Here is a 14,473-nt window from a genome sequence, read left to right as displayed (position 1 = left end):
TAAATTATAAAAAATGCCAGGACCTCCTATGTTACAGGGACCCTTCCGGGTTCCTTCGTTCAATGGATATATTCCTCGCCGGTTACAGCCATGGATTTATCTCCTCTTCGCCTTCATCTTCCTGATGTCGGGCGGAATCTATGGAGGAGCCATGAGCCAGGTGATGGGCGAGTACAGTTTGATGAGAGAAGACGTGCTCATGATCATCATGTTCAACGTGGTGGGCGTGGCGATGCCATTCCCCTTCCTCTTCAAGATGAAGTTCCACTTTACCAACCGCCAACTCCTGCTGAATGCGGCACTGGTAGTGGCAACCTGCAATTTCCTCATCATGTGGACCGACTCGGTACCCTTGATGTGCATTCTCGCTTACATCGCAGGCTTCTTCAAGCTCTGCGGAACCTTCGAATGTATGAGCACCATCCAGTTGTGGATGACCTCCAAGCGCGATTTCACCATCTTCTTCCCCCTGCTCTACTGCATCGTACTGGGAAATATGTTCCTTTCGCCTTGGGTCACCGAACACCTGATTTATATCTATCAGGATTGGCGCATCATCAACTGGGCGATGACGGGAGCCCTGCTCCTGGTGGCACTCATCGTGTACGTCACCACCCACGACTTCCGCTTCATGAAACCCCTGCCCTTCATCAGTATCGACTATCTGGGCTGCCTCCTGTGGTCGGCATGGATGTTGGAGTTCATCTTCTTCTTCACCTATGGCGAGCACTACAACTGGCTCGATTCGAAGATCATGCAGATGGATGTATTGCTCTTTATATTTACCGGATATTTCTGCATCCAGCGAATGTTCCACATCCGTCACCCTTACATCGCTCCGGCGGCGTGGAAGTATAAGCGACTCATCCCGCTGCTCATCCTTTTTGCCTTCGTAGAGTTCATGGGCAGTACGCCTAAAGTGCTGCAAACCGCCTTTACGGGTGGCGTGCTGCATTTCGGCAACATCACCACCAATGTGCTCAACTTCGTGGAATGGACGGGAGCCATCGCCGGTTGCCTCTTCTGCCTCTTCTGGTGCAAGGTGCTTCATCAGAAATACACCCGTCTGCTCACGATAGGTGTGGCAACGATGGTATGTTATCCCGTGATGATGTATTTCCTCATCGATCCGGGTCTCAACATCGAGGCACTTTATCTGCCTTGCTTCCTGCGGAGCTTCGGCAACGCCATCTTCTTCTGCATGCTCACCGTGTATCTGGAAGAGCTGATGCCGTTCCAGCATTTCTTCATGGGATTGACGATGGCAGGCATCATCCGCAATGGTCCGATGTCGGCGATGTGTTCAGGCCTGTACAGTTTCGGGCTCCGTTATCAGATGGCAGACAATATGTCGCGCGGTTTGCCCTACGATGCCACCAATCTTCTGATGCTCAGCATCCGGAATCTCTATGGCATCACCTGCCTCATCGGCATTGCCGTGCTGATTATCTTCCTGCTCTGGGATGTACAGCCCGTGAGAAGTACCCTGAAGAAGATGCCTTCCTGGAACTTCGTGGGTAAGAGGATGAAGAAAAAGAAAGGATTTGCGAAATAAAACCTATTATCATTACGGCTGTCAGTTTCTTATGAACTGGCAGCCGTTTTTGCTATTCAGCAACCGAAAACAAGCCGAAAAAGAGAAAAAGCCTGAAGAATCTTTGCTTTTTCAAACTTTATCCGTACCTTTGCAGTATGAAAACATTATTAGACGTTCATACACATACCATAGCATCCGGTCATGCCTTCAGCAGTTTGCAGGAAATGACCATGGCTGCAAAAGAAAAGGGGTTGAAAATACTGGGAATCACAGAGCACGGACCACATATCCCGGGCACCTGTGATCCCATCTATTTCAGAAACCTGCATTGCGTTCCCCGTCAGCTCTATGGAATCAAGCTGATGCTGGGAGCGGAACTCAACATCCTCAATACCCAGGGCGATATTGACCTCGATGAGGATTACTGGCGCATGCTTGATATCCGAATCGCCGGCATTCATAGCCTTTGCTGGCAGGGAGGGACCAAGGAAGAGAACACGCAGGGTGTCATCAATGCCATGCGCAATCCATTCGTGCAGATTATCTCCCATCCTGGAGATGGAACGGCAGAACTGGATTTCGAGGCTCTGATGAAGGTTTCCAAGGAGACGCATACCTTGCTCGAAATCAACAATCACTCCATGGCTCCCATCCGTCACAAAACGGTAGCAGCTCCCAATAACCTGGAACTGCTGGAACTTGCCAAGAAGTACGAGACCCCTGTCATCTTTGGAAGTGATGCCCACTTCTCTACCATGATTGCCGACTACAGCAACATCATGCCGCTGGTAGAGAAAGCTGAGTTCCCGGAAGAACTGATTCTCAACTATCAGCCGGAGAAATTCATGGCTTATCTCAAGCCTACCCCTGAGAAATAGGAAAAATTCGTTTCACATTTCATTTGCACTACTATGATTATAGAAGAAATTATCAAGTATAACGAGGAATTCGTAGCCAACAAGGGCTACGAGAAGTATCTTACGAGCAAATACCCAGATAAGAAGCTTGCCATCCTTTCCTGTATGGATACCCGCCTGACAGAGCTTCTGCCGGCGGCATTGGGATTGAAGAATGGAGATGCCAAGCTCATCAAGAACGCCGGCGGACTGGTTATCAGTCCATTCGACTCTGCCATGCGCAGCCTCCTGGTTGCCATTTACGAACTGGGTGTAGAGGAAATCATGGTTATCGCCCACTCCAACTGCGGTGCCTGCCACATGAACGGCCAGCAGATGAAGGAATTGATGCTCAAGCGTGGCATCCATCAGGATGTCATCGACACCATCGGACTTTGCGGCATCGACCTAGACCATTGGCTGGAGGGATTCCATGACACAGAGGATTCTGTAAGAAATACGATTGATACCATCCGTACTCACCCTCTTGTACCAAAGGATGTCAATCTGCATGGTTATATCATCGATTCCCAAACGGGTAAGCTTACAGAAGTAATCTAACTTTCGGCCAAGATCATCTGCATCAGTTCAACATTAGTCTTGTTGTTTATCGCAGCATCTTCAACTTCGGTGAAATAATCAAGAGTAGCAGAACACTCTCCGGTAATATCTATGCCAATCACATTCTCATGGGCATAGATAATACGAAGCACGGCTTGTAGCTGTATAAGCGTCATGTTGCCATTGCTCCAATCCGTGATGGCATCCTGCTTTCTTAAGACATCCTTATCGATGGAAATATAGACAGGCTCGTGTATAAGCTTACCAGCCTTGGAGGGCCATGCCTGATGGTGATTCATTTCTGCCTGACTATAGAACAAGACCTTTTCTCTCAGATGAATAGGCACTTGAGCTATCAACTCATCCGATGCCCCAACAATAATAATATGTCTGACAAGCGGGTTCTTCTCCAACACATCTTTCACCCAGCCGCCACATGATACTACGCCCTCCCATTCCGGTTGTTGCATATCAGGATGATGATCGAAAACGATCAGGGAAAAAGGTTCCTGGAGTCTGGATACCCAATATTCGGTGAGATAATGAAAATCACCGGAGTCTATGAAATGAATTGCCTCGGCAGGAAAAGGAGCAAGCCGGCGATGCAGTTCTTCCCTGCCTTCTTCATCACAATAGCAATCCACCCCCTTCATGTCCTGGCAATCTACGTGGATGATATTCTTGTTTGAGGCAAATGCCTCTAAGTTATATACGCCAGTAAAGTTCAGAAGAATGACAGGTATTTTCTTTTCCATACGCCAATAAGATAAAAATAGACCTTTTATATATTATGTAGAAATATATAATGCAGAACATCAGCCGATGATGAAGAAGAAAATGTATCATCACGGACTGATGTCTGAAAAAAAATTAGAAAGTGAACTGCTCCAGTTTCAAGCCATTCTTGGTAAGAGCTTCAATCTTTGGAACCAGTGTAGTGAAATGCTCAGAAGCCATGTGAGCTTTCAGAACCTCCTCGTTCTCCCATGTCTCGCAGATCATCATCACACCATTGCGAGTTCCACTGGTGAAATAGTCGTAGGCAATATTGCCATTGTCCTTCAAGGACTTCTCTACCAGTTCCTTGCATAAAGCGTTGATTTCCTCAACCTTTACCTCCTCCTTCTTCTCAAAAAATACATTTAATCTAATCATAGTTCTTTATTTTTAATATTAACTTTGTATTCAATTGCCGGTTGCAAAATTACCTATTTTTTATGAATCCCCAACAAATTATGCGTTATATTTTTGTTAAAATTAGAAGTTTTTATACTTAAATGAGAAAAAGTCATCAGTTTACTAATTAATCTTTTTATTTGAAAAATAAGATTGTTTTCAATGCTTGATGAACGCCAACCCCATCTGCATCGCCTTTTTCACCATATTTGCCACATTGCTTGCTTACAGTTTGCTCATCAAGTTGTGGCGGTGAAATTCTACGGTATTGTTGATGACGGAAAGAATGAAAAGACGGAACTGGCTGCCGTTGCCCAACAGAAAGGGAAACAAGCCTCTAACGCAGATGCCCAGAAAGAGGATATACAAGCACCAGCAGGAACTCAACAAAGTACAGAAAAGGAAGAAACTGGAGTATTAATGGGCATAGCGTTGCTGCTCCTGGCACTTGTAGGAGGCGCCCTCAGTCTTATCGCCATCGTGTTTACTTTCTTCTATGTTTTCAGCGACGTTGAACGTACATTCAACGTTGCTGAACGAAACTTTCTATTAGGCAATAAGTACATTTTTTCCTAATAACAACCAAGACTTTTCCTAAGATTAACACAAAATTAATCATTTTACAGCCACGCTCCGAATCTTGCGCTTGGCAATGGGGCGGCGAAGTAATAGTTCTGGTCGTTATTCTTATCCAGGAAATTCACCTGCTTCATGCCGAAGAATGGCAGACCTTGTGGGAAGAGGCGGGCAAAATCGGTTACACCTCCTGAGAGGGCAGGACTGCCTGCCTGATAATCGAAATTCCAACTCTTGTCGAATGCCAATGGAGCACCCTGGGATACATCATCTATCTCGCAATTGATGTTCATCTTCTCGCTCTGAGTGAAGTTCTTGAAGAGAGGATTGAGCTGACCTGCCACGCTGCTCTTGATATCGGTATCAAACCAGATGCCGAGCTCTGCACCCTTCGCCATCTGCGCTACGCCTGTCTCTGTAGATGCAAAGTAGTAATTTGGTGTAAGACGACTGTGCTCCATATCTGCACCATCCTTCTTAGGCTGCTTCAGTCCGAAACGGGAATCGTAGATGAGGTTGTTCACGAAGATTGGCTTAGCTGCCTTCTCTACCCAGACAGAACCACCCTTCTTGTTCTTGGAACGGCGCCAGCCGCAGTTGATGATGGTGTTGTTATAGGCGGTCATCTCTGAGAGAGGAATCACCTCGCTATTGCCGGCATTCGAAAGCTTGAAGGCATTGGTGCAGGCGTTGTAGATGATGTTGTTGGCTACATCGAGCTTGCAACCTGCCTTTACGTTGATGGCCTCGCCGCCATCGGCTGCATTTCCGCTATCGGCAAAGATATTGTTGATAATCACGCCGTTACCACCGGTAAAGTAAGTCTGGTCGTTGTAGTTGTCATGGAAGAAACTGTTTGCCATCACAAACTTGCCGTTCACATTACAGAAGTGAAAGGCTGGCACACCGCCATCGATGGTGGTCTTGAAAAGCTTGTTCTGGAAAGAAGCTGAACTCTCGGTAGGAGTAGCACCGGCATAGGCCACATCCACGTGGTTGAGCACCACCTCTTCTGAATTATATCCACAGATGATGCCGCCCCAATCAGCAGGCTTCCTGGTATCAGAAGTAAAGACTACCGGTTTTTCGGCGGTTCCCAGACAATAGAGATTGCCCAATACTACGATTTCTACCGGCACCTGAACCTCTGACTTGCAGGTAACGGTTACGCCCGGCTCAATGTAGAGCGATGCTCCTACAGGAATCTCAACGCTCTGGCTCAGGGTAGTATCCTTGGTCCAAACCACAGAACCGGCAGGATATTCTGCCACCTTCGTTGTAATGACATCTTTAGAACCCTGGTTCTCATTACTTCCATTACCGCCATTATTCACGTAATCGTATGGATTGATATTATCGTTCTCGCAAGATGTGGAGAACATTGCAGCTGCTGCCATCAACAGCAAAGCAGCAAAAGTATTTATCTTTTTCATTTTTTACCTTTTTACTTTTTTACCTTTATAACTTGTATCTTACTCCCAGCAGGAAAGTTCTGCCGTACTTATAAGTACCTACGATGGTCTTATCGCTCTTCTGTCCCTCATACTCCAGGTTGCTTTTGTTCACGGTCTTCAAGTATCTCTCACGCTTGGCATCGAGCAGATTGTTTGCCTTGAAGAAGATGGAGATGCCGTTCTTGAATTGCTTCTCGGCACTCAGGTCGAGACCGAACATCGCCTTGTCCCACTGGTCGGCATCCTTGAAGGGAGAAACCAGGGCAAGCTTGGTGCCCGTGAAGGAAGAGGCCAGCTGCGCATTCCAGCCATGCTCCGTATCCTTATATAATAAGGAGATGTTGGCGGTATGAGGGGCCTGGTTAACCAGTGGACGGGTCTGAGTTACGCCCGATTTATATTCGGCACTCCCCTCCTTGTACTCACGCTTCGAGGTGGTGATTTCAGAATGAGTGTAAGTATAATTCGCCTTTACTCCGAAGTGGCGGATGTACTTGATTACATCGATTTCGAAGCCCATGTTCTTGGCATTACCCAGATTGTCCGGCATATAATAGGCATCGGTTCCGGCACCAATCTTTCCATCCGATGTTACGAACACCTGCTCTATAGGGTCTTTCAGATACTTATAGAATACGCCGGCAAGAATCTGCTCGGTCTTGCTTGGGAACCACTCCCAGCGCAGGTCGATATTGTCGATGCGGGCACGCTTCAGGTTTGGATTACCTTTTTCCTGATACTCCTCGCCCTGAATCTGATAAGGCACTATCTCGTAGAAGCCCGGACGGTTGATGGAGCGATAGTAAGAGAGACGCACGTTCATCTTCCTGGTTGGCGTCCACTTGATGGATGCCGATGGCAGATAATCCCAGTAGCTCTGCTCGCCCACCTGTCCCATGTTGCGGAAATGCTGGAGCATGGTGTAAATCTGGTTGGTGTGCTCGGCACGGAAACCGGCATTCAGTTCGCCCACCTCGCTCTTCAGGGTTACCATGGCGTAGGCTCCGCCGATGTGCTCCTTGGAATCGTAGTTGAGCTGCGAAGCCTGAGAATAAGGAGTCTTGCAAACCCAATCGATGTTGGCATACTGGTCTATTCCGTTGCCATCCAATCGCTGCGAGATGTCGGCAGGATTGAAGATGTAAGAATAATATCTGTTGCTGCGTTCCTTTCTGCGATACTGTGCGCCCGCCTTCCAGAGAGCCTCCACAGAGTTGGCGAAATGGGTATCGTAAGAGAGGTTGATGTAACCCGCCCAGTCGGTATCCTTGTTGTGCTGGAATCGGCGCTCGGCACTCTTAGGCAGGGTCTTGGTGATGTTCTTGTCGCCTTCCCAGATGGAACCCGAAACGGCATCGCCGCCATTCTCGGCTTTTCTGCTCACGGTATTCGTCAGGGTAACGTAGGTTCTATCCGGATCTTCCTCCTTAGCCTGCGAGAACACGCCCGACCAATCTACGGTAAAATCCTTGGTAAGATGATGCGTACCCTTCAGGTTGGTGGCGAAGATGCTCTGGGTGGTTGAAAGAGAGCGCACCTCATCATCCTGCGTGTAGCTGTCGGCTCCGATGTATTCAGTATTGACGCTATTGTTGTATCTGGTGCCCTTGGAATTGGTGCGCACATACATGTTGTACCATTCCAGCTTGTGGCCAGGCAGGGTTAAGTCGAACTTGGCATGAGCACCCGCAGTAAGGTCGTGGATGCTATAATAGCGATGCTGCAGGGAGTAAATGTACATGGCCTGCTCGCCCGAAGCCATCTTTACGGAATTGTAGGTGCGCTCGGTGCCACGGAAAACATTCTGAACGCTTCCGGCAAGCATCACGCCCAGGCGGTCGTTCCAGAAGCGGTTGCCGATGCTCAGACCTCCTATGAAGTTAGGAGCAGGAAGAGAATGGCTCTTCAACTGAACAGGACCGTTCTTGAAATCGCTCATCTGCGCCTTGTAGTCTTTTCCGAAAGCCTCGTAAGGAGATTTCTTTGTATAATCAGAGCGGTTGCTGGTAAGATAATCTCTGCCATCCTTCCAGAAATAATCACTTGCTCCGATGGCAGCATTCGCCTGAATCTGAAAGCGGGATGGGGCATCCTTCATCACCATATCCACCACGCCGCCGGCTGCATCGCCTTCCATATCGGCAGTCAGAGACTTGGAAACCACGAGGCGGTCCATCAGATCTGAAGGGAAGATATTCAAAGGGATGTAACGGTTTTTATCATCCGGGCTAGGAATCTTCACGCCGTTTACCAGGGTGTAGTTGTAGCGCTTGTCCATGCCTCGGAGGATGGCGTAGGAAGCCTCGCCCGATGCATCACGCTCCATGGTTACACCCGATACTCGCTGCAGAACGCTCGCCACGTTGACATCAGGCGAAAGCTGGATGCTCTGCTGGCTCATCACGTTGAGCACGTTGCCGGCATTCTTCACGGTTTCTATGGCGCTTCGGTCGCTGCGGTATTCACGATGACCGGTAACCACCACTTCGCCCAACAGCTTCTGGTCTTCATCCATGGCGATGGTCAACAGTCCATTCTTTCCCTCTTTTCCATCTTTGGAGAAGTCTTTAGCCACATCCACTACCATCTCCCTGGTCTTGTACGACATGTAGGAAACGATGATGGTCACCTTGCCTTTATCAGGCAATTCATGCAGGGTGAAAGTACCATCAAGTCCGGTGGTGGTACTCACGTTGGGCAGCTCCTTTACTCGGATTACGGTTCCGATGAGGGGTTCGCCCGTTTTGTTATCCTTGACTATACCATCCAGCGTATGTGCCTGGATGGCGGTAGTCGCTGCGGCAAGAAGCGCCGCACTCAATAAAAATCTTTTCATCTATATCGCTATTGAAATCTTCATTCGTTTCTTTTCGCAAAAAAGCTCCTTTTACCTCTAATATAAAAGCTTGGAGACCAGCGATGGAATCGCTGGGAACGGAGGTGCAAAGGGGTTAAAGCTCTTTTTACTTTTTTACCTTTTTACTTTTTTACCTTTAAAACCGTGTGGATGATTTTTCCATCCTTGTCAATCATCGACATTCTGAGCAGCTTCTTATCTGCTGTAAATACAGAGAAACCATCGGCAGGACTGCAGAACACGGTGCCATCGATAGGCTTCACAGGACGAGCTAGAGATGAAGAGGAATTGACTACGTAGTCGATGTTGTCGCCCTTCTTCTGGATGTGCTGGAAGTTGTGGATATGACCGCAGGCATAAATCGCCACATTATTATATTTATGGAGGATAGGCAGAAGGCGCTTCTGCATGTCGAGGCGCTCATTCTCCTTCTTCGTGGTGTAGGCGTAGATAGGATGATGGCCTACCACGATGACCCAGTCTTCCTTGGCATTCTTCAGGGTTTCATCGAGCCAGGAGAGCTGAGCCTCAGCATCCTGCTTGCAGGCATCAGGATAGATTTCTGAATTCTTGCGGTAAGAATCGATGAGAGGTGTGGTGTCGAGGAAGACTACGCGCACGGTGGTTCCCTTGTGGTCGAACACCTTGGTATAATATTTGGCTGGCATCATCCAGCGGCGGCTCACCTTGCCGTAGTCCATAAAAGCCTGTGTATTACCACGATACTCATGGTTGCCACAAACCGGGAACCAGTCGAGCATCAGGTCGGGATGAGAATAAACATATTCGTAATTGGTAAGCCACAGAGGGTCCTGTGTAGAAGTCACGCCATTGAAATGGTGGATGTCGCCTACGGCAAGTACGCATTCAGGATCTATCGTACCCGCCATCTCGCCCATCAGTTCGGCGATAGGCTTCTGGTCGTAGTAGCCGTTTCGGCCCATGTCATTGGTCATGTAGAGGGTGATTCCACCCTTCAGTTTCTGCCATTCGGCAGCATTCGCCTTCCAGTTTGGATTCTGCGGAATGGCAGTTGCTGCACTCTGAGAGCAGGTGGTTAATGCTGTGTTTTGAGCCTGAGCAGTCAAGCCCCCGCCCAACAATAAAGCCGAAGCCAAAACTACTGTAACTACTCTACCTTTCATCATAGCAAAGCCATTCATGCTGCTATGCTTACCCGATACTTTCTTTTCCATTTTTCTTTATCTGACTATAATACTTTTATTAAAGATTTCCCCTTTCGAGGTAATACCTGTTAAATTTCGGGTGCAAAGGTAGGGGTATTTTGTGTCAAAGAGGTTACAAGGATTTTAATTAGCAGATAAAAGATACTACAATCTTATTACGGGAGTTTCCCCCGATGCTTTTAGGGAAAATCATACATCAGATTATGGTTTTCCCCTTGTTGTTTTCAGCTATTCTCTCTATCTTTGCACCATCAAAAAGTTGATTGCGGCACCAAGTAGCCTCTTCAAGTAAAATAAATGCAGTAATAACCCTTTAAAGAGAAGATCGTTATGAAAAGAATGATTATGACATTGGTAGCAATATGGATGATGATTACATCTATGAATGCTCAGAGACTGACAAATATTCAGGCAGAAGCTCGTTTTATCACAGATAAGATGGTGGTGGAACTGGGATTGAGCAGCGTTCAGCGCAACAGCATCCTGAACATCAATCTCAATTATCTCAATGGCATCCGCAGCTATCGCGACATTGATGCCTACGGCTGGCATTACCGCAACAAGCAGCTCAAGCGCATGATGACCGCCAGACAATGGAAGAGATTCAAGGACTCTTACTATTTCTATCGCCCTATCGGCTGGCAGAATCATGTGTATGTTCACCATATTTACACCAAGTATCCAAAGCATAACTGGGGACACGACAAGCGCCGCCCTCGCCCTGAGTGCAGCTACGGAAGACCTGGATGGCCAGGCGGAACCCATGTAACTTATGGACCAGGAAAGCCGGACAAGCATCACAAGCATCACAAGCACGACAAGAAGTGGAAGTACGACAAGAAGAAGTGGAAGCACGACAGAGATTGGGATGATGATGACGACGATGATGATGATTGAGATAATGACTGGGATTAAGACAAACATTCGATGATAAAACAGAAGAAATCCAAGCTAGAGATCATTCTCCGGTTTGGATTTCTCGTTAAATAAAAACTAACTATGCCGTCTAACTAATAACTAATCATTAATTACTAATCATTAATTACTAACAAAACGTCTTCCACAATCTGCTCATCGAGCAGGCGATTATCCGAAAGCAACTGCTGCACATCATATCTATCGTAGAGACCCTTTCTGATGCCGCCCACCATCACCTTCATTTCTGAAGTGCCATAGTAAGAGGCGATGCGCTCTCCGAATCCACCATCCTTCGAGCCATCCTCCAGAGTTACCACCAACTGATGGTTTGCCTTCAGGCTATCCAGCACTTCGGCATCCACCTCATTCAGATAACGGGGATTGATAAGCGTAGCATCGATGCCCTTATCAGCCAACAGGCGAACAACATTCTCGCCCTTCTGATAGAACGAACCGGCGGCGATGACTGCCACCTTCTCGCCCTGGTGCATCACCTTGTACTTTGCCTCATAGCCATACTCAGCATCAACGGCTTCTGAAGTATGAACCACGCCATTGCTTGGCACGCGGATGGCGATAGGTTTCTTATCCTGCAGAATGCTCCAGCGGAGCATGGCGAAATACTCCTCGCAGGTGGTTGGAGCCAGATAGATGAGCCCCGGAATGCTGCAGAGCATCGGAATATCGAAAAGGCAGATGTGGGTGATGTCGTTCATCGAATTCACTCCGCCTCCTACCACGTTGATTACGGCCGGGTTGGAATTGATGCAGAGGTCTTGCGCTATCTGGTCGTAGGTGCGCTGGATGAAGGTGCTGTAAACGGTCCAAACCGGATGCAATCCACCCTTCGCCATTCCCGAAATCATCGCTACTGCCTGCTCTTCAGCGATTCCCATATCGATGTGCTGCTTGCCAGCCAACTTTCGCTTATCGGCAGTAAAACCACCTGCGGTAGGAGTACCGGCGGTTACAGCGATGAGGGTCTTATCCTGCTTCATCTCGCTGAGCATCCAGTCAGAGAATAAAGTGCCGTAATCCTCTGTTGGAGCAACCTCCGGAATGGTTCCATCGGCATTCCTTCTTGGTCGGCTGCCGTCTTCCAGATTGAAAGGCATTCCCCAATGCCATGCCTCCTTATTGGCTACGGCTGGCGCAAATCCATGACCTTTCTCTGTGTGAATGTGAACCACGGTAGGCTTATCCGTATCCTTCACGCTCTCGAAAACCTGGATGAGTTTTTCGATGTCGTTACCCTCTTCCAGATACTTGTATTCAAAGCCCCACGCCTTGAACCAGTTGTGCTCGCAGGTGCCGTTACTCTGGCGCAAGGCACGCAGGTTCTTGTAGATTCCGCCATGATTTTCGGCGATAGACATTTCGTTGTCGTTCACCACGATGATGATGCCCGTACCGAGTTCCGAAGCCTCGTCCAGTCCCTCGAAAGCCTCGCCGCCCGAAAGGGATCCGTCGCCGATAATGGCGATGATGTTCTCATCGGTACCCTTGACGTCGCGCGCCTTCTGCAACCCGGTGGCAAGACTCACGGAAGTAGAAGTATGCCCCACCTCGAAATTGTCATACTCCGGACATTCGGCAGGAGAAGAATAGCCCGAAATAGCATTCATGTCATCCACATCGCCGAGGAATCCCGCAGCTCGTCCGGTGAGCACCTTATGCGGATAGCATTGGTGGCTTACGTCAAACACGAGCTTATCCTTTGGCGCATTAAAAACGTAGTGAAGCGCCACGGTAGCCTCCACGAATCCGAGGTTTGGTCCCACATGACCGCCATGCTTGCTTACACGGTTCAGCACAGCCTGTCTGGTTTCATCCGCCACCACCTGCAGTTCCTTCAAATCCAGCTTCTTCAAGTCGGCTGGCGACTTTATTTTCTCAATATACATTTTCTTATAATAGTTATAATTATGATTTCCGGGTGCAAAGATACAAAGAATCCAGAAAACATGCATTACCCAAACTACAGAAAATATGAATGATTTTCCGGAAAACTCATCTGGGAAATCAGCCTGCTGCCTTATCCCTATCCTTCAGAATCACAGCCATGTTATCCAGCGCCCATTCTATCAGATGATCCATAATAGGAATAAGGGTTTCAGCACGAGGTGTGAGAGAATACTCCACTCTTGGCGGCACTTCGGCATAAGCCTTGCGGGTAACGTATCCATCAGTCTCCAACGATTTTAACGTGCTGGTAAGCATTTTCTGCGAAATATCCGGAATCAGCTTACGTAGGGCATTAAACCGGAGGGGACCATCCTGATGATTTTTCAGGGTGTAGATTACCAGTAGCGACCACTTGTCGCAAACGCGCGCCAGAACGTTACGGATGGGACAGTCCTGCACTACCATTTCTTTTATCATTCTTGCCATAATCTATCTTCTTTATATTCTACTATAATCTATAATATTCTGCAATAATGTTCTGCAAAACTCTATAATATTCTGCAATAGGCTACAAAAGTAACTAATATCCGAAAAGAAACCAAACATACCAAGTTAATCTAAGTTAACGCTTCATTTTTCTTTCTCCCATTCCCACGCAATAGTTACCTCCCGGTAACCATCTTACCCCCAAGTGCCCTCTTGCAGGAACCAGTTTTTCGCAGTATCTTTGCAACGCAATTCAGAAATGAAAGCTGAAAGCAAGCGCTATTCAGAATTGAAAGCTGAAAGCAGAAGTATTCACAAATTCACAATAAGAAATAAAAAAAAGAGAAATATAAACTTTTAAAAATAACAGACAAGATGAAAGAAACAAAGATTATTGCAAAGGCTGATAACTTTACAGCCACAGATTTTGGCAAGATGAGTGATCTCAAGGACTACACCTTAGAACTGGGTCCTGAGATTAAGATTCCCGGAAAGGTATTCGGAGGTCAGAGCGTGAATGCTACTGGTGGTGAGTTCTCATTCCAGAGCTTTGCTCCTGGCGCAGAGACAGGTTTCCTCCACACCCACAAGAACCACGAGGAACTGTATTTCTTCCTCAGCGGCAAGGGCGAGTTCCAGGTGGATGGCAAGGTATTCCCTATTCAGGAGGGAAGCGTGGTGAGAGTAGCACCAGCCGGCAAGCGCTCTGTTCGCAACAATGGTGCCGAGCCGCTGCTGATGCTCTGCGTGCAGTATCGTGGCGCAACCTTTACAGCCGAAGATGCAACCGATGGCGTGATTCTCAACGATAAGGTAGAGTGGTAATCGAACTTCATGGAATCTCCATACTTTTTTTAATGAATTTCCTTCAAATGCCTCTATTTTTTCTTCCCCCAGCCCCATTTTTTCCTTCCAAATCG

At 47.7% G+C, this 14,473-nt stretch carries 13 protein-coding genes; 6 read left to right on the top strand and 7 right to left on the bottom strand.

Annotated features, from left to right (window positions below):
- The first annotated feature begins 28 nt into the window (after nt 1-28).
- From CFT61_RS14275 to CFT61_RS14265, 3 genes are all read left to right on the top strand, one after another.
- Complete coding sequence (locus CFT61_RS14275; RefSeq protein ID WP_254918992.1) at nt 29-1,555, top strand: hypothetical protein; 1,527 nt, start codon at nt 29-31, stop codon at nt 1,553-1,555.
- 137 nt (nt 1,556-1,692) lie between these two features.
- Nucleotides 1,693-2,415, top strand: a complete 723-nt coding sequence (locus CFT61_RS14270) for a phosphatase (RefSeq protein ID WP_089545065.1) — start codon at nt 1,693-1,695, stop codon at nt 2,413-2,415.
- A 36-nt stretch (nt 2,416-2,451) separates the two neighbouring features.
- Nucleotides 2,452-2,994 (top strand): beta-class carbonic anhydrase, encoded by a 543-nt coding sequence (locus CFT61_RS14265; protein WP_089545080.1) that lies wholly within the window; start codon nt 2,452-2,454, stop codon nt 2,992-2,994.
- Here the strand turns inward: CFT61_RS14265 and CFT61_RS14260 are convergent.
- Both CFT61_RS14260 and CFT61_RS14255 read right to left on the bottom strand, forming a co-directional pair.
- Nucleotides 2,991-3,749: an arginase family protein gene (locus CFT61_RS14260; RefSeq protein WP_089545064.1), complete on the bottom strand. Its 759-nt coding sequence runs from the start codon at nt 3,747-3,749 to the stop codon at nt 2,991-2,993. The two genes, CFT61_RS14265 and CFT61_RS14260, sit on opposite strands and share 4 nt — an antisense overlap.
- A gap of 115 nt (nt 3,750-3,864) precedes the next feature.
- Nucleotides 3,865-4,149: a putative quinol monooxygenase gene (locus CFT61_RS14255; RefSeq protein WP_089545063.1), complete on the bottom strand. Its 285-nt coding sequence runs from the start codon at nt 4,147-4,149 to the stop codon at nt 3,865-3,867.
- A gap of 183 nt (nt 4,150-4,332) precedes the next feature.
- Between CFT61_RS14255 and CFT61_RS14250 the strand changes: the two genes are divergently transcribed.
- The gene (locus tag CFT61_RS14250; protein ID WP_089545062.1) at nt 4,333-4,746 is read left to right on the top strand and encodes a hypothetical protein; all 414 of its coding nucleotides are present in this window, start codon (nt 4,333-4,335) and stop codon (nt 4,744-4,746) included.
- 44 nt (nt 4,747-4,790) lie between these two features.
- Here the strand turns inward: CFT61_RS14250 and CFT61_RS14245 are convergent, their stop codons facing one another.
- The 3 genes from CFT61_RS14245 to CFT61_RS14235 form a co-directional block, all read right to left on the bottom strand.
- Nucleotides 4,791-6,179, bottom strand: coding sequence for a hypothetical protein (locus CFT61_RS14245; RefSeq protein WP_089545061.1), 1,389 nt, complete (start codon nt 6,177-6,179; stop codon nt 4,791-4,793).
- Nucleotides 6,180-6,204: 25 nt separating this feature from the next.
- Nucleotides 6,205-9,036 (bottom strand): TonB-dependent receptor, encoded by a 2,832-nt coding sequence (locus tag CFT61_RS14240; protein WP_089545060.1) that lies wholly within the window; start codon nt 9,034-9,036, stop codon nt 6,205-6,207.
- Between the two features lie 143 nt (nt 9,037-9,179).
- The gene (locus CFT61_RS14235) at nt 9,180-10,253 is read right to left on the bottom strand and encodes a metallophosphoesterase (RefSeq protein WP_089545059.1); all 1,074 of its coding nucleotides are present in this window, start codon (nt 10,251-10,253) and stop codon (nt 9,180-9,182) included.
- Between the two features lie 321 nt (nt 10,254-10,574).
- Between CFT61_RS14235 and CFT61_RS14230 the strand changes: the two genes are divergently transcribed.
- Nucleotides 10,575-11,141, top strand: coding sequence for a hypothetical protein (locus tag CFT61_RS14230; RefSeq protein WP_142990648.1), 567 nt, complete (start codon nt 10,575-10,577; stop codon nt 11,139-11,141).
- A gap of 134 nt (nt 11,142-11,275) precedes the next feature.
- On the opposite strand, the gene CFT61_RS14225 is transcribed toward CFT61_RS14230, so the two are convergent.
- Both CFT61_RS14225 and CFT61_RS14220 read right to left on the bottom strand, forming a co-directional pair.
- On the bottom strand, nt 11,276-13,066 hold the full coding sequence (locus tag CFT61_RS14225; RefSeq protein WP_089545057.1) for a 1-deoxy-D-xylulose-5-phosphate synthase: 1,791 nt from the start codon (nt 13,064-13,066) through the stop codon (nt 11,276-11,278).
- 118 nt (nt 13,067-13,184) lie between these two features.
- Complete coding sequence (locus tag CFT61_RS14220; RefSeq protein WP_089545056.1) at nt 13,185-13,553, bottom strand: winged helix-turn-helix transcriptional regulator; 369 nt, start codon at nt 13,551-13,553, stop codon at nt 13,185-13,187.
- A gap of 375 nt (nt 13,554-13,928) precedes the next feature.
- Here CFT61_RS14220 and CFT61_RS14215 point away from each other — a divergent pair, with 375 nt between their 5' ends.
- The gene (locus CFT61_RS14215) at nt 13,929-14,378 is read left to right on the top strand and encodes a cupin domain-containing protein (RefSeq protein WP_089545055.1); all 450 of its coding nucleotides are present in this window, start codon (nt 13,929-13,931) and stop codon (nt 14,376-14,378) included.
- Nucleotides 14,379-14,473: the final 95 nt, after the last annotated feature.

This window comes from Segatella copri (genome assembly GCF_002224675.1).
Classification (GTDB): domain Bacteria; phylum Bacteroidota; class Bacteroidia; order Bacteroidales; family Bacteroidaceae; genus Prevotella; species Prevotella copri_U.
The sequence above is the reverse complement of the archived record's forward strand: the minus strand, read 5'-3'. Positions and strand labels throughout refer to the sequence as shown.